The following is a 17,334-nucleotide window of genomic DNA, read 5'->3' on the forward strand; positions in this document are numbered from 1 at the left end:
CTAGCTCCATTGGCCCGCCGTCTTCGCTTGGTAGAAACTTCCGAGACGGAATCTGAAGAAATGTAGACAGTCAAAATGAGGGATCGTGGGACGTTGAAATGGCCCGGGGCGATTTCACCTCTTGACTCCTTCAACAATCACTGCATCCAGCGTTCTCTCCCCAAGTTCTATTGCATTTATGTCGTCAATCCGGCTCTCAAACGGGCCCTTACTCTCTGCATCGAACCCTATCGAATTCAACACTTCAACTAGAGCCGAAGTGTCGTACATACATTTGTGAGGGAACTGAAGAAAGCTCGCGAAGAAGTCTTTCAGGCGGTTGTTTCTGGTCTCGTAAAGAACGCCAAGGCTCTCGACAAGGTCATCGGCCCGCATCTTGCCGGTTCTATATTTCTCAACCAAAACTTTCAGATCCGGAACTACGATTCGAATAACTCCTCCTGTTCGCAATACCCTGTGACACTCCGTCAGCAATCTTAAGCCGTCCTTCTTCGAGAAGTGTTCGACTATGTGCGACGCGTAAACGACATCCGCCTCCCCGTCTCCCCAGGGAAAACGTTTCTGCAGATCCCTGACCAGGACGCCATCCCAATTCCATGGATTGCCATGTGGATCAAGATCGAACAGTTTCAATTTCCTGTTAATGAGGTTGTATAGTGGTACCCTTGATAAACGGGCGCCCATGGAATAATCCACGTTGACCCATCCTGCTGGCTTAACAGACCCGCAGCCGATATTAATCTTCATCTCGTCATCCTTTTGCTGATAGCAAATATAGGGAATCTGCCCCTACTTCCTCAAGAAAAAGATCACGAGATAAAACGTTCCCTAACGAGGCAAGTCATCAGTCGACCTTTCAACGTTGTTGAAACATTTGAGTTATTCGGCAATGTTGGTTATCACCAATCCGGAAGTCAACGAACCGCCGGAGCTACCGCGTAGGCGGCTGAGCCGGGTGTGGCTTCCCGAAGTTCCTTACCTGCTTCAAAGTTTGATATTCTCACGAAGTGATTTTATAATATACCGGTATGCTTACTACAACACAGATGCTGGTACGCCTCGGCGTCGCAGTATTCCTTGGTCTCCTGGTCGGGCTTGAAAGGGAATCCATCGGGAAGGAGGCAGGCGTAAGGACGGATATGCTGGTCTCCGCGGGCGCTGCTCTATTCTCCATTGCCGGACTCTCACTCCCTTACATAATCTCGGTAGGAAATCTTTCCGACGTCATTGCAAGGAACAGCGGGTTCCTGACGGTGATTGCTAATATCGTGGTCGGCATCGGCTTCCTCGGCGCTGGCATTATCGTGAAACAGGGAGTCCACGTCAGAAGTGTCACGACCGCAGCCACAGTTTGGTATGTGGCGGCAGTCGGCGTACTCTGCGGCATCGGCTTGATGGAGCTTGCCGCAATCGCAACGGGTGGAATGATCGTTCTCCTTCTCATCCTGAGAGGACTCAACATACCACTCCTCTTCGACAGGGAAGATCGTAAAGAATAGGTAAGGGTTGCTGCCGTTCTCGAGGAACGGGCTATTGGGGACTGTGCTCTAACTACTTTGCTGCAGTGAGTGCATTTATCACTTTCTATTTCAATCCTCGTTTGATCGAACAGAACTGATTCAAGTCTTTACTTGTTAAGCCTGATGACGACCTCTAACAGGTCTGCCTCAGTTGTGCCGGTCTCTGCCACAGACGTTTTTTGTGAATTCAAAGAGCATTGGAGTGATTCAATGAGAAGTTTCTTTATAATGATGACCGCGCTTGTGACGTCCGCATATGCGCAGGTTGGCGACGCAGTAAAGCTAAAGAATCCCATCGGCTGGGAATTACATTCCGGTGCAGTCTCGACCGCGAGGTTCTACAAGTCCAACAGTTTGAGCAATCAAAAAACAATTCAATCATCCCCATGGCAGGCGATCGGCCCGGCCCCGATGCAGAGCGGATTCTATTCTTATGTTTCAGGGAGAGTCAGCTCACTGGCCGTCGACCCTACAGATTCGACCGTTGTGTATTGCGCTGCTGCCGGCGGAGGTCTCTGGAAAACAAGCGACGGCGGAGCGTCATGGACACCTCTCACCGACGATTTCCCCGAGCTCTCATCAGGCTCGGTCGCGATTGATCCCTTACACACGAATATTGTCTACTACGCAACAGGCGAACTCAATTTCAATCTTGACGGGTATCCTGGCGCAGGAATGTATAAGTCGACGGATGGCGGCAGCTCTTGGACCCAGATGACGATTCCCGCCGGCGGCGGACTCTATTACGCAAGCAAGGTTGAAGTCGCTCCTTCAAACGACTCGATTGTCTACGTTGCGGGATATTACGACGTATACAAGTCGACGAACTTCGGTCAAAGCTGGACCGAACTTCACCTTACGAACGGCGCCGTCGACGACATCGTGATCGATCCTGCGGACGCAAGAAAGGTTTATGCTTCCTACGGCGACCTGTTTGCAGGCGACAGTGCAAATTACGGAATCTATAAATCCACAGACGGAGGTTCATCCTGGTCTCGCCTGTCGAGCGGACTTCCTCCGTCGTCGCAGGTAAGCAGGATCTCACTTGCAATTGCAAGGAACAATGATCAGGTGTTGTATGCGGCCATCAACGGGAACAAGCCCGGGAGCACCACGACCGACACGAACAGGGTTTACAAATCAACGAACGGTGGAGCTAGCTGGTCGTTGCTATCATCTGTGACTGCAACTTCAGACTTCGGTGGTGGACAGGGATGGTACAACAATGTCATCTCGGTAGACCCGACAAATTCTAACATTGTCTACCTCGGTGGGATCGATTTCTGGAAATCGACAAACGGCGGAAGCAGCTGGACAAATCTCACCGACGCGTATGGAAGCTACACCGGTGCCAACATTCACCCCGATCAGCACGCGATCTCATTTTCGGGCGGCAGCGGATCGTTCTTCTACATCGGAAACGACGGGGGTATATGGAAAACCTCTGACGGCGGGAGTACATTCACTAACTGCAACACGAACCTGCAGACGATTCAGTATTACGCGATCGACGCCGACCAGAACAATTCGCCTATTACAGTCGGCGGAACTCAGGATAACGGTACGGAAGAAGACTCGCTCCCATCGCTCGTGTGGAGTGAGATTAACGGCGGAGACGGCGGATACGTCCTCATCGACCCGAAGAACTCGAACAATATTTTTGCTGAATACGTTTTCGGAGCGCTCGTCAAGTCGACCGACGGCGGATCGACTTTCAATTCCATTACATCCGGCATAAACGAGTCCGGATACTGGACCACTCCCTATGTTATGGATCCGAATAACGACGCCCATCTATTCACGGGCACCTCGAAAATTTACAAAACTACGAATGGCGGCTCGCACTGGAGTTCTGTAGGCGGAATTTTGGTTTCGGCGTCCACATTGATTACGACGATGTCTATATCTCCGGCGAACGACAGCATTATCTACGCAGGCCTCAGCGGTTACAGGGGCGCGAGCGGGACAGCGTACCTTTTTGTCTCGACGAATGGTGGAAGCAGCTGGACCAACGTAACGAGCAAGCTTCCCACAAGCTGCGACTTTTGCCGGGTCACTGCCGACCCGACCCACTCTGGCTCTGCATATCTTGCCGTGCTCTCGGGTTCGGCGCATGTCCTGAAAACAACTGATCGCGGCCAGACATGGACAGCTATCTCTTCGACTCTCACAGGATTTGACGATGTCCCGACAAAAATAATCTGTGTGGATTCACTCACGGGTTACATATACGGCGGCACTTATTCCGGAGTATATCTTTCAACGGACGATGGCACATCATGGTCGAAGTTCACATCCGGGCTGCCCGACGCGGTAGTTGATGACATTGCGATTCAGTATTCTTCTCACAATTTGCGTGTCGGGACGCATGGAAGAGGGACGTGGCAGCTCGCGCTGAGCGATGTCTCTCTCCCGGCACAACTCCTAAACTATACTGGGAAGACAGCTGGAAACGGGATCGCTCTTTCGTGGACCACCGCGTCGGAACAAAACAATTCCGGATTTGTCATCATGAGGAAGAGCAGAACTGATTTGAGCTATGTGACTATTGCCAATTATCTGACCGATCAGTCACTACGAGGCGAGGGAACAAGTCCGTCCGGAAGGAGCTACGAGTTCACGGATGACAACGTGCTGCCCGGCAACTATTACGATTACCAGATCACAGAAGTAGGTGGTGGCGGGCTCACAAGGACTTACGGACCGATAGAAGTTTTCACGACTCCTGCGCCGAAAGATTTCGTCCTTCATCAAAATTATCCGAATCCCTTCAATCCATCCACGGACATTTCTTACGAGGTGCCACACGGGAGCCGAGTGTCCTTAACCTTATACAACACGCTCGGCGAAAAGATTGCAGATCTGGTCAACACATATCAGTCAGCGGGAAGATATGACGTGCAATTTAACGGCGGCAATCTCGCCAGCGGAATCTACTTCTGCCGGATCGTGGCTGGCGGCTATGCTCGCACAATCAAACTGGTCCTGCTGAAGTAGGCGAACTGTGTTCTCCGATTTCGGCTGGAAGTGTTTGTGCAAAGGTCCGGCTGCTTACAACTGTTCGGTCATCATATTTTGAATTTCAGCGCGCTGAATGCCAGGGAAACGGCTTTCGCTTTCGTGGGATAAATAAGTGGCTCCATGTCCCCAAACCCCAGATCGAAATCCCAGTATCTTGTACTTATCCCGGTTCCCGCGGACCATCTCATGCCATGGTCACCTCCGAACCTCACGCCCGTTCTGATTGGAATCGTGTAAAAAGGTCTCCACTCCGCCCCGACACCGTACTCTGGACTCGTGGAGTTTCCGAAGTTGTTGTTGAGTCCTCGCCTGAATTCTAAAGCCACTATGATCTGTCCGGGAACGCCGTGAAGAATTTCATCCGGATGTACAGCGATAGATATGCCGACTTTTGTCGGAAGAGAAGTGGTGAAATGTGACGATGGGGAGCTAGTTCCTTTGATTACCGTTCTCAGGACATTTTGGATTGAGTCCACGACTTCGGATACATCAATATCCTGGGGCGTTGGACTTGAATAGCCGGAATAGACTATCGTAGTGTCGGCGGAAGTTGCTAAGTCGTTGCGGGACCAGTAGATCTTGCCAAGATCGGTAACACTTATCCCGAGAGTGAAAAATCGAAAGAGCCTTGCGGACATGCCGAAATCTGCCCCGATTCCCATGCCTGCCGGGTGAAAAGGATCAAAGGCTTTCAGATCTTTCCCGCTTTCATTATCCGGGTTCTCACTAAAAATTGCGCTTGCTATGCCCGATTGCTGCGACGTGAAGTTGACCTTCAATTCGCAGTCGTAGGTTTCGGGGTCGGTATAAATAGAGCTGTTCCGCGATACCACAGTCGCGTAACCGTAACCCGCGACATACTTCGGCGCCACGCCTATAACAATGTCGCTGATTTGAGATCTGGAAATCTTGGTGAGATCAGGAATTCGAAGCGCAAGATCCACTGATGACTCAGTGTACCACCAAATGGATCCGGCTAACTTGTTCCAGTTAAAGGTTGAGCCGGGTGAATTCCCGTTCAAAGGAAAGAGGACGGTGCTCGGGAGTTCAAGTTTCGATCCGGCGATTTCGTCAATTGCCACCCCCACTCCAAAATTCCCGCTGCTCCATGATAATCCGATTACTCGTGCATTCACTCCGCCAAGGAAATTACCGACGCTGTCGGGGAATGCCGCGAGGATCGACGCCTTGTCTGAAGCGGTAAGCACCTTTCCGTTTTCATCTCCCCGGTTGTTGTATTGTCCAGTTCCTGTGAAGTACTTGTTATAGAAATCAATATCAACCACATCATTGCCGGCGTACAGACTCACGGGAAGGAATTCGATCACCAGGATTCCTTTCGGACCACTCAAGAGGTTTGCAGGATTTGTGCCGATCGCATCGACATCGCTCGACATGGCAATCGAATTATTGCCCATCGAAACGAGACGTGCCGGGAGGAGCTCCTGTGCGTTCAATATGGATAGTGCGGTAATGACTCCCGCAAGGACAAGAAAAAGTCGAGTCAATACGGTTGCTCAGTCATTTGAGCTCGCGCGAAGCTTGAACTCGCCCTTCATCTTAAGAGCGACATAACTCGTCCGCTGGAACTGGACCGTCTGCTCCCCCTCCGGTGTCGAAGCCGTGACGAGGAACTCTAGACACGCATGCTCCAGCATTTTGGCTTCGGGGGCGGTAACGCTGACGACAAGTGCACTGAATACAGGCAGCGCGACTGTTCCATCATCGTTGAACCTGGTGGGTGAGGCGACGCTAAACTGCCCGGTATCCGGGAGAACGAAGAGGACTTTATGTGTAAGTGTGTCGAGCGCCATCACAGAAAACCTGACGCCGATTGGAAGCGCGTTTGTAATCTCGAAAGTTATCCTGCCGCTGTCGACATCATCGAGACCCTTTTTCGTTTCAGCGGACAGCTGGAGGTTTCCGGAAACCAGAGTATAGTTGAAGTCTTTCAATCCGACATCGAGCGGGCACATTATTAGGGCGGTTCCGCCGAATGCATCATTTTTTGAAATCGTGCCAGCCTCATTTGTGGGGTTGAGCATTGCCGTACGGTCGATTATGAATCTGTCGGGAAACGACCCGGTGTTGCTGATGAAACGATTGAGCATATCGGCGAAGCATTTCCCAAGTACCACATCGTTTCCCTGCGACCCGGGGTAAAGAGTCTGTGTGACAACTGCGGAATCGGCTTCATGGATGCCGCGGTTACTGCTTCTCGCGGTGACTCTCAATGTGAGCGCAGCGGGGAGGCTGCCGGTAAGATTCAGCTTGAATGTCAGCCTTGTTGAATCGCTCAATCGATCGTCAGGATTCAGATCGCCTTTCAGTCCAGGGAGACTCACGACTTCAGTGTCCGATGTCAGGTGGACCGGATTCGGCATTCGAATGACTCCCGTTGCAGAAATGAAACTGACACTCGACATTGTGAAGTTACCACTTATCTTGTCCGAGGATGAGACGAGAACGAATTCTCCGCCCGAGCCGGGCAGTGTGACAGTCATCGCGTATGATATTGAATCGGCCGGTTGACTCCCAAGATCCATCGTCCAGTTGGAAAGACTAAATGAGTCTGAGCTTTTACTTTTGGCATCAGGAGTCTGGAGATCTCCCACGCTCGCGAGGTCCCGGTCAACCTCGAAGGGGTTTCCATGGTCGTCCCTCATGCCGTTCACTATGATCTTCACGTCGCATGGCATGTTAAAAAAGTTTCTCATGTTCGCTGCGATTGTGCCGGACGCGATGCTCGCCCTTTGTATCTTCTGTGAGCCGGGGAAGGCAATTTTCCCGCTGATAACAACAGGGGGCTGAGGATCTACGACGGCCTCGGCGGATGTCGCCTTGATGTTTTTCAGAGACATCGTGACAAGAACCACCGTATCCGATTTTACAAGTACGGACTTAGTACCTCCGGGAGAGCTTAAAACCATGCACACCTTCGGGTTCGCCGGCAGCATGATATCTTCGAGCTTCTGTGTACTCGTGTATGATTCGCCCGGATCCAGCTTCTTGTCGGGGAGCTGAACTGTGAACAGCGTTTCCCCAGCCGAATCCTCGAATACGATTCCCTCGGGGAAATCCAATTGCTCGCAGTATTCGCTGACGATACTGGCAGTCAAGTCGGCAGAACTGATTTCAGCCCATTTGAAATTGGCAGCATTTGCGGATGCGGCGAATGTAAATGTCCTGGGAGGAATCGGCATTGGTGTTACGCTGTGTCCTACGACCGATTTGCTTCCGGTCAACTGGTCGAGCATCGTTACAAAAGTGAACGGCGACGGAGACCGGATGGAGAAAGTACCCAGGGAGTCGACGACACTTACGGATGGGAAAGCCTTTAACTTCAAACTATTGCCCACCTTGACTGTGGAAAGGCTCAGGTTCTCACAAGTGGATAGTGCACCCGATGACCAGATAGTAGTCAAAGAGGTTGTGTCGCCCTTCGTGGTGACGACAGAATCTTTCCCCACGATCTGTGCCAGTGTAAACGTACCGTTGAAAATGGGAATGCTTAGCTGTGCGTCCCACGTTGGCATTACAAATTTTTGCGGTAGATCGCGGGAACACCCTGACGCGAGAAGGACTGGCAGAGTTAACGCCAGGAATAGCATAGGTTTCATTTTGTGATTCCTCGACGTCAATAGAAATGAACTTATGCGATGCTTATCTATTCAGGCGAGATCGCGATTCGCCTTCCCCCTTCGCCTCATCCGTATATGTCTATCAAACAAATCTCTTCTGAGGTAACGGGCGAAAGGGCGGATTCACTCACGCACCGTGGTACCTCCTCAGTTTCAAAATCAGATTTTCAAATCGAACTTTCTCCGAACTGAGAACTAGTTGCCTGATTGAGCCCCGTAAAGCGCAGCGGCACCGTATTCCTTCCCGTTGAAGAAGTAGCCCGCCGGGTCGACATGAACGCCGTTCTTCCTCACTTCGTAATGCAGATGCGGCCCGGTGGATAATCCGGAGTCGCCGCTCAATGCAATGACCTGTCCGCGGACGATCTTTTGTCCTGCCTTGACAAGTGCCTTTGAAAGATGACCGTAAAGAGTCGTGTAGCCGTAGCCATGAGATATTTCAACGACATTCCCGTACCCTCCTCTTCGCCCCACGTAGGAGATCACGCCGTCTCCTGTCGAGTGTACCGGTGTACCATAACCGACTACGATATCTATTCCCTCATGCATCAGCCGCATATGGAGGATCGGATGGAATCGAATGCCGAATCCGTCCGTCATGGTGCCGAAACGTATTGGGTCAATCGCCGGGAGGTGGAGGAACATGTCCTGGTTCTTCTTGTACTTCGACAAAATCTCCGAGTAACTCTCCTGTTGCAGTCTCGCTTCACGATCGAGTGCGTCCAATGCGCTCGAGGCTGTCGAGATCATCTTGTTCGCATCCGGCGACATCCCGTAATCCTTGTTGATCTCCGTTCCACCGATTCCGACTTTGCGAACATCGGAAGAAATATTCTGCATGCCCACGGATGTCCGAAGTTCCCTGTCGCTCCGCCCGAGGTCCAGCATTGTGTTTTGAAGCGCGATGAGTTTGTGATCGAGAGTCGAGAGCTTAACCTTAAGCGCGCTGTTTTCCATGGCCATGTTGTCGGCTCGAAGACTCTTCACATTCAGGAGATCAAACCCAAAATATTCTGACGTCATTGTGGCTATCGACGAGATGATGACTATCGATCCAGCTGATAACAGGATCCTTCGCAGGCTTAGAGAAGTAAATCTCAGACTCGATTGTGAATAGTAGTAAAGTTTGAACATTTATCCTTCAATTCGCTATGCGACAACCACCATGCCGCAAAGACTAAGGAGTCGGGTTCTAAAGCATGCTCGACTGCACGTCAATCTATATGATTCCTGGAGGGCTTGGGAGTCCGGTGCTTAATCCACCGGCTAAGCAAGTAATTATTACAATCGTATGGAAAAAATTGCTGGTACTTTAAATGGATGGTATCCGAGTGAGCGACCAGCTGATACCGCCCTGCCAGGTAATCAGCAGGTGAAGATGTTTAACAGATAAAATGCGGATGATGTTTGCGGTGGAAGCGGTATGTGCTCTTCATTTTAATTTGCGGGTTTCCCGGAGAGCCGGTCATTAACATAATTCAAAAGCTGAATAGCAGGCTGGAAGTCGGGTCGGCTCTCAAGTATTTCCATGAGTCGTGATTTCGCCTTAAAATATTCACCAACTCTAACGTACGCATAACTGATTGCGAGACCATTTTGAATTTTTTCGGAAGGACTCTGCGGAAAGCTGTCAGTCAGAAGGTAGTACGTCAGTGCTTTGTCCGCGTCGCCTCTCCGCATCATTACGTCCCCGAGCGTTCTATACGCCTGGATCGATGGGTTTATTCGCAACGAGCGCAGGAGAATATCAACCATGTTGTCGATTCGATTTTCCTGAAGATAAAGTCGTGCGAGATACAGATATAAGGATACGTCCGGTGGATCCTGGCTCAGCAGCGCCCTGTACTCACCTTCGACCTCTCTCCAGTCTCAGCGCCGCTGGTAGAAATTTATCGCACGGAGGTGTGCGTTTCCCCAGTCGAGATTGCCGTCCACAACTTGTTGGGCTATCTCGCCGATCGTGTCGGACGGCGAGATGGAATCACCGCGAGGTGCCTGGTTTTTGAACGGCCATCCGGAAGTCAGGACGTCTGTCGATTGTTTCGCGATCTGCTCGTCTAGTTCCGTTATGCTCCGACTTCCCCAAAGTTCCGCGTCCTCGATGGTGTCGTTCTTCGTCCACTCCGCTTTTGTGGCGAGGAGACCGTTCGCCTTCATCACTTCCGAGTAGCATTTCGCGATTAGGAAATCTCCACGGGAATTCGGATGGAGGTGTTCTGTTATTAGATTGTGCCCGATGAGGGAATCCGGCGACTCAGTCATGAAAAATTTTTCCATATCCGCAACAAAGCAATCGCGGCCGTCAGCCATCGTTCTTATCAGATCGTTGAACTTGCTATCGGTTCTGAATCGCAGCTCGTCATCGTCACGCGCTAGAATGTATTCTGCGAGTGCGTTTGATTTCTTCCCCGCTTCATCGTAGCATCGGGCCAATCTGTAGTGTGCCCCGGCATGACTTGAGTCAATTGAGATCGCATTCTGAAATTCAATTATCGCCGAATCAATTTTGCCGGGATTTTCAAACTCGTGTCCTCTCTTCATTGCATTCTCTAAGATCGAATCCTGCATCTTGTTGCCGGAGTAGCTCGAGATGAACGGAGGCTGGTCTCTGAGGTCCGAAACCTGAGTGCCTAGTATAAGGGGAATTCCGCTTGATCGGCAGTACTCTCTTAGAGCGATTAGGTTTTCGCGAAAGATGGAACATGTTTTGTTATATAATTCGCTCCCGGGCTGCACGTATGCGCCCCGCGAGAGCCGCTCCATCTCCGTACCGCGCGAGAGTGTGTCATTTGTTCGTCCCCAAAGTCTTGCGATTCCATTAAGCCCGTCGCGCATGAGTTGGAATGTTCGGCAGTGAATCATTCGCAGGTACAGAAGCGTGAAGAATCTCGACGAACCGACTGTCTGGTTGGACGCAGCGCCGAGCGCGCCGTAAAATTCATTGTGACCGTCGTAATCAATTATCAAATCGGGTTGGTAACGTGCGAGCTCCGTGCCGATATCAAGAGCCGTATAGCTGCTTGTCGCCGTCATGCCGAGATTGATTATCTCAACTTCCTTCTGCGGGAAGATCGCTTTTAGTCTGTCGCGCAGATATGTTGAGAATGCTCCGTTGTAGTAATAAGGGTAGCCGACCGTGGTGGATCCGCCCAGACAGAAGATTCGGTAAACGCCCGCGGGTTTTGGCATAGCGAAATAAGTGGGGGAGGTGGACGGGTGAAATGCCGATTTGCCAAAGTAACGGTACTTGACGTCCGGATTCTCCCTGTAGAAAGTCCGCCTTCCGATTTCAACTCGACTGAAGAGGGAAACATCCTCGCCATAGTTGAACAGCCTCAACCCAATCTCGAGACACACAATAAAAATAACCGGAATCGAAAATGTCACAGCGATGAAGATATATCGCTTGATTGGAGTCAGCTTTGACGTCTCCACAAATCGTTCTTCGGTCGTCATGCCGGAAAATATACGCTGAAAAGGTGAAAACATTATGGTGAGTCGGCACTTTACAATTTTCACGATAAGACTCGGGTCTGCATGTCTCCCGAAATGAACTACCACGTGAACAGGACATTTATTCTCGGGTAGAATAAACCTCGATTGACAAAAGGAAAGTCCTTGAAGAAAATTCCGGGTTGGACTAATATGATTTTCGTCCGATATTGCGAAGCTAGCGTGAATGGTGTTGTGCAATTGAAGGCTGTCGGGATGCAGAGTAGATGGTAGCTGGAGTTCGGTATGCAAATTTCAAGGAACAAAAGAGCGCGACAAGTGGATGACTTCTCTGCGTTCAATTTCCATTTGAGATTTGAATAGGAGTGAATCGCATATGAAAATGTTACGACGTTTAATGGTAATCGGAGCATTTGTAGTTCTTCAATGGAATGCGGTTTGGTCGCAAACCGTTATGATCAATCAGGTCGGGTATCTTCCCGATCAACAAAAGAAATTTTACGCGATAGCCGGCGCAGACAGTTTCTCTGTTACTGACGTCAATACCGGTGCAGTTGCGTATAGAGGCACGCTGCAAACACCTTCGGGAAAGGATCCATCGACGGGGTTTTACATTTATGCAGGGGATTTCTCGCCGTTGACTACTGAAGGAACATACAAGATATACACGGATGCTCCGGACAGTTCTTACCAGTTCAGCATCTCGCGAAGCGTCTTCGAAAGTGTGTACAAAGCTTCGTTGAAAGGTTATTATTTTCAAAGGTGTGGTACTTCTCTCCTCTCGCAGAACGCGGGAGTGTATGCGCGGAGCACGTGTCACGTAAACGACGGCACTTATCACTCAACTACCGGTTTGACCGGAACGAAGGTGACTACAGGTGGGTGGCATGATGCAGGAGATTACGGCAAGTATGTCGTGAATGCCGGCATTTCTGTCGGAACACTCCTGCTCGCCTACGAAATGTTCCCGGACAAGTTCAAGTACGATGATTTGAACATTCCTGAAAGCGGTAACTCAGTTCCTGACATCCTTGACGAATCGAAATATGAACTCGACTGGCTGCTTGAGATGCAGGACACCACGGACGGTGGAGTCTATTTCAAGGTGACCACCGAGAACTTCGACGGATTTGAGATGCCGAGCTCGGATCTGTCGACAAGATACATTTACCAAAAATCCACTACTGCGACGGGAGACTTTGCAGCTGTGATGGCGCTGGCAGCAAGACTCTTTCAGCAATTCGATACGGCATATGCTTCAAGATGCCTGAACGCTTCTCGCCTCGCATGGCAGCACCTCGAGGCAAAACCGACTATCGTGCCCACCGGCGGGTTCCATAATCCATCCGGTACAGGAACAGGGGAGTACGGCGATGGCAGCGATTCCGATGAACGGTTGTGGGCATCGGCGGAATTGTTCGTTACAACGGGCGACACTCTGTACCATAATTACTTCAAAAGCCACTACAACTCGTCGGGTATTTTCGCGTCGACCATGGGTTGGGCGGATGTGCGTTCCATGGGTCAGCTCGAGTACCTTATCGGCGGCCAATCGAAAGCCGACACGTCCGTACAATCGCAGCTGAAGGTTTCACTCCTCGCTTATTGCAGCGCGCTGAGTTATACGGCGGAGTACGACGGACTGAACGTAACACTTACGCCTTCCCAATATTATTGGGGGAGCAACGGTCAGGTGTTGAACAATGCGGTCCTGCTAATTGCGGGTTACGTATTTTCAGGAGATACTACATATTACAACACTGCTCTGGAACAGCTCAATTACATACTCGGATGCAATGCCAGGCTCCAGACGTACGTGACCGGAATCGGCAGCAAGTCCCCACTGCACATTCACCATCGTCCCTCTGCCGCTGACGGCATCGCGGCGCCAGTTCCCGGTTTGATGTCGGGAGGACCTGATGAAGGACTCGACGACGCGGTTCTCAAAGCAGACTACACTAGCACGACACCTCCTGCGCGATGTTATGTAGATGATCAGAACAGTTATGCGTCGAACGAGATCGCGATTAACTGGAATGCGCCGCTCGTGTTCGTGTCGGGTTATTTGAATGAGGCGCCTGCCACGCCTGTTGCTCAAGCCGTCCGCTCAATTCCGCTGAAATACAATTTGTCCCAGAATTATCCGAACCCTTTTAATCCATCTACCGTGATCGGGTACGATCTTCCGACCGGCGGGAAAGTATCCTTGAAGGTATATGACATTCTCGGGAGGGAAGTAGCTACACTCGTTTCGGGTGCAAGGGCTGCCGGGCACTATGACGTGACATTTGACGGAAGCCGACTGCCAAGTGGAGTGTACTTCTTCAGACTTTCTGCAGGACAATTCGGCTGCGCAAGAAAGATGGTGTTGCTTAAATAGTTTCGACCGGGAGGTGACCGCCACTTATCAAGTGGCGGTCACCTTTCAACCCAATCTTGACATTAGTCAAGTGGGCGGTTACATTTAAACAGTGCGTTAGCGCTAACATGTCAGGAGGCGCAAATATAACAAAGGCGTGTATTGATTCTTGATTTACTGAGCTCAATAAAATTCGGTTCAGATAATCAGTCCTTCGGAGTCAGGGGGTCCGTCAATTTTGTCTCCAATTGTCAGGGGGCCAGAGACAAGGACGGATCAGCGCGCGGCAGAACATATGCATAAGGCCGTGTCTTTCGTGCTTCCGCATTTCCTCATTGGCCTCGGATAAAAATTAGGAGAAGTCAATGTTGTCAATTAGCCACCGATTTGTGAGAATGGTCGCCGTTGCTTTCTTAGCTTTCTTTCTCGGGTCTTCGGCTTATGTCATGGGCGCCAGTTCAGGTACTATCAAGGGCAGGATTTTTGATAAGGACTCGAAAGACGTGCTCCCCGGAGCTACGGTCCTTGTGAAAGGTACGAGCCTTGGCGCCGCGACTGATGTCAATGGTAATTACGTTATTCATAACGTCCCAACTGGCAACCAGACGCTTGCGGTCTCGTACATCGGGTATAATCCGATTACGATCGACGTCGCCGTTTCCGAGACCGAAGATACTCACCAGGATATTTACCTTGAACCGCGGGCGATCACCGGAAAGACGGTTGTGGTCACTGCTCAGGCGCAGGGCCAGATGCAGGCCATAAACCAGCAGCTGTCTTCGAATACTATTGTGAACGTGGTGTCGGAGGCTAAGATCCAGGAACTTCCCGACTTCAACGCAGCGGAAGCGATAGGCAGGCTTCCCGGTATTTCAACGCTCAGAAGTTCAGGCGAAGCAACTCAAGTTGTCATAAGAGGAATCGCTCCGCAATACAACCTGGTTTCCATCGACAATATCACTCTTGCATCCACGCAAAAGTATAACCGAGCCGTAGACCTGACAATGATATCTCCGTACATGCTGGAGTCGATCGACGTTTACAAGGCGATAACGCCAGACATGGAGGCGAACGCAATCGGCGGCATAGTAAACATGCAGCTCAGGGAGGCACCCTCTGGATTGCATTCCGACCTCATGTGGCAGTCAGGTTATACCCAGAAGACAAGTAAGTACAACAACTATAAGGCCGTCGGAGCAGTGAGTGATCGCTTCTTTGATGACAACTTTGGCGTATACCTTCTACTCAATGCGGAGAAGTATGATCGAAGCGCGGACAACATGAGCGCGGGGTACCGCGTTACAAGCACAAATTTTACCCCAGGTGTCAGTTCTCCTGTTCAAGTGACGGGCATGGGGCTGAACAGGCACTTCGAAACAAGAGGCCGCTATGGAGCCAATTTCATTATCGATTATAAACTGCCGAACGGTACGATCCAGTCAATTAATATGGTCAGCCGACTTAATTCAAAATACACCGACTACCAGACTAACTACGACTATATAGGCCTCGGTATGAATTGGAATGTACAGAACGGAAACGCCAATACCGACATGGCTGTAAACGCGCTCCAGGGAAAGTATGACTTCGGGTTCATGTCGATGGATTTAAGCGCGGCGAATTCTTATTCGCGAAACAATAACCCGTTCGTACCAAACTTCACATTTTCGGAGCCGGCTGGACCTGGTAGCGGAATTCGCGGACCAATACCGCTGAACACTCCGCCTGAAGATCTGTACCAGCTCGCACAGTTCGATACCACAAAGGGCGATCTCAGTCAGCTTGGATACAATTCGTACGATTTCAAGGAAAACGATCAGGTGTATTCGGGCAATTTCAAGATTCCGTTGACCTTCGGGTCGTCGGTGTCAGGCTGGTTGAAGGTAGGCGGAAAATACAAATACAACTATCGTATCAATAATGAGAATGCGCCGTACGCCCAATTAAGGTACCAGGGGAATGACCTCGTGCCGCATTTGAGACAGCAATTCCCTCAGCTTCCGTACGACCAGAACCAGCAAGGGTTCTTCATGTATGGTTTTACAAATTACGACAATTCTCTTGTCACAAATTTCCTGAGTGACAAGTTCGGAGATATGCTCTGGGTGCCTGGAACGGGCCTCCTGGATGAGATGACTACTTATGTAAGGAACAATTATTCCAACGCTATCAACTGGCACGACGGCGACTATGAAGACAAGATCAATGATTACACCAATTATGAAAGGTACTACGCAGGGTACGGAATGGCAGAGTTGGATATGTGGCAGGCATTGTCGATAGTGGGCGGTGCGCGATATGAAGCCGACAAAATGCAATTCACTGCTTACCATGTCAAACAGCTCCAACACTCAGCCGACGTGATTGCGGTGCCTGTTACTGCGTATCCGAAGAACTTCTATTGGCTGCCGATGGTCCAGGCAAAATTCAATGTCACTGAATCAATCGACATGAGGTACGCTTTTACGAAAACTCTCGCCCGTCCGGATTTCACCGAGCTTTCACCCTACTTGAATATGGATCTGAACAGTGACTATCCGAGCATGGGCAATCCTGGCCTCAGGCCCGCAACATCTTTGAACCACGACCTCATGATCACTCTCCACAGTGGTGAGTTAGGACTGTTGTCTGTCGGAGCATTCTATAAAACAATTTCCGATTTCTCATACGGAATCCAATACCCACTGTATCCCTATTCAACCGCGCCCGGTTACGACACGCTCGCCCAAGTTCCGGGCGCTGCACAGGGGACTCCCGTCACGACCTTCTACAACAACCCCTATAAGGCGTTTATCAAAGGCGTCGAGGCGGATTTCGAAACGAGATTGTGGTACTTGCCTGATCCGTTCAGCGGGATCGTGTTGTCCGTGAATTACACTCACCTGCAATCAAATACTTTCTATCCGCTCCCACTCATAAAGAATCGAAGGGTGGGAAAGATCCTGCAACAGATAATCGTCGATTCGTCCCGCGCAGGCCGTTTGATAGATCAGCCGGATGATATTCTGAATGCGGCGATCGGCTACGATTACAAAGGCTTTTCGGGAAGATTATCATTCCTATTTCAGGGAGCTATGGTAAATGGAATCGGTACGGTACCCGAACAGGACAGTTACACGAATAACTATTTCAGGATGGACGCCTCAGTCAGACAAAAGCTCCCGTTGGAAGGGTTGCAGATTTATCTCGATGTTAACAACATAAACTCGAGAGCCGACATTTCGACACAGCAGACAACAGGAGGATTTACATCCGAACAGTACTACGGGCTCACGGCGGATGTCGGAATCCGATATACCTTGTGATATCCAAATTGAACCTATCGGGCGATTTCTATTAT

At 50.4% G+C, this 17,334-nt stretch carries 10 protein-coding genes; 4 read left to right on the forward strand and 6 right to left on the reverse strand.

Features of this window, described 5'->3' with window-relative positions:
* Nucleotides 1-114 precede the first annotated feature (114 nt).
* Nucleotides 115-747 carry a methyltransferase domain-containing protein gene (locus VIS48_11055; GenBank protein HEY9166687.1) on the reverse strand — a complete coding sequence of 211 codons (633 nt, stop codon included), beginning with the start codon at nt 745-747 and terminating at the stop codon, nt 115-117.
* Between the two features lie 281 nt (nt 748-1,028).
* Between VIS48_11055 and VIS48_11060 the strand changes: the two genes are divergently transcribed.
* Together VIS48_11060 and VIS48_11065 are read left to right on the forward strand one after the other, a co-directional pair.
* Nucleotides 1,029-1,499: an MgtC/SapB family protein gene (locus VIS48_11060; GenBank protein HEY9166688.1), complete on the forward strand. Its 471-nt coding sequence runs from the start codon at nt 1,029-1,031 to the stop codon at nt 1,497-1,499.
* Nucleotides 1,500-1,730: 231 nt separating this feature from the next.
* Nucleotides 1,731-4,517 carry a T9SS type A sorting domain-containing protein gene (locus VIS48_11065; protein HEY9166689.1) on the forward strand — a complete coding sequence of 929 codons (2,787 nt, stop codon included), beginning with the start codon at nt 1,731-1,733 and terminating at the stop codon, nt 4,515-4,517.
* Nucleotides 4,518-4,588: 71 nt separating this feature from the next.
* Here the strand turns inward: VIS48_11065 and VIS48_11070 are convergent, their stop codons facing one another.
* From VIS48_11070 to VIS48_11090, 5 genes are all read right to left on the reverse strand, one after another.
* The gene (locus tag VIS48_11070; GenBank protein ID HEY9166690.1) at nt 4,589-6,049 is read right to left on the reverse strand and encodes a DUF5723 family protein; all 1,461 of its coding nucleotides are present in this window, start codon (nt 6,047-6,049) and stop codon (nt 4,589-4,591) included.
* 9 nt (nt 6,050-6,058) lie between these two features.
* Entirely contained in the window at nt 6,059-8,161 is a 2,103-nt protein-coding gene (locus VIS48_11075) for a hypothetical protein (GenBank protein ID HEY9166691.1), read from the reverse strand.
* Nucleotides 8,162-8,377: 216 nt separating this feature from the next.
* On the reverse strand, nt 8,378-9,316 hold the full coding sequence (locus tag VIS48_11080; protein ID HEY9166692.1) for a M23 family metallopeptidase: 939 nt from the start codon (nt 9,314-9,316) through the stop codon (nt 8,378-8,380).
* A gap of 303 nt (nt 9,317-9,619) precedes the next feature.
* A complete protein-coding gene (locus tag VIS48_11085; protein ID HEY9166693.1) occupies nt 9,620-9,937 on the reverse strand; it encodes a hypothetical protein in 318 nt (105 codons plus the stop codon).
* Between the two features lie 114 nt (nt 9,938-10,051).
* Nucleotides 10,052-11,701, reverse strand: a complete 1,650-nt coding sequence (locus VIS48_11090; protein ID HEY9166694.1) for a hypothetical protein — start codon at nt 11,699-11,701, stop codon at nt 10,052-10,054.
* Nucleotides 11,702-12,011: 310 nt separating this feature from the next.
* On the opposite strand from VIS48_11090, the gene VIS48_11095 reads away from it, so the two are divergent.
* Both VIS48_11095 and VIS48_11100 read left to right on the forward strand, forming a co-directional pair.
* The gene (locus VIS48_11095) at nt 12,012-14,015 is read left to right on the forward strand and encodes a glycoside hydrolase family 9 protein (GenBank protein HEY9166695.1); all 2,004 of its coding nucleotides are present in this window, start codon (nt 12,012-12,014) and stop codon (nt 14,013-14,015) included.
* Between the two features lie 344 nt (nt 14,016-14,359).
* Nucleotides 14,360-17,299, forward strand: coding sequence for a carboxypeptidase-like regulatory domain-containing protein (locus VIS48_11100; GenBank protein ID HEY9166696.1), 2,940 nt, complete (start codon nt 14,360-14,362; stop codon nt 17,297-17,299).
* Nucleotides 17,300-17,334 lie beyond the last annotated feature (35 nt).

The sequence above is a fragment of the Candidatus Kryptoniota bacterium genome, assembly GCA_036567965.1.
In the GTDB taxonomy this organism is placed as follows: domain Bacteria; phylum Bacteroidota; class Ignavibacteria; order Kryptoniales; family JAKASW01; genus JAKASW01.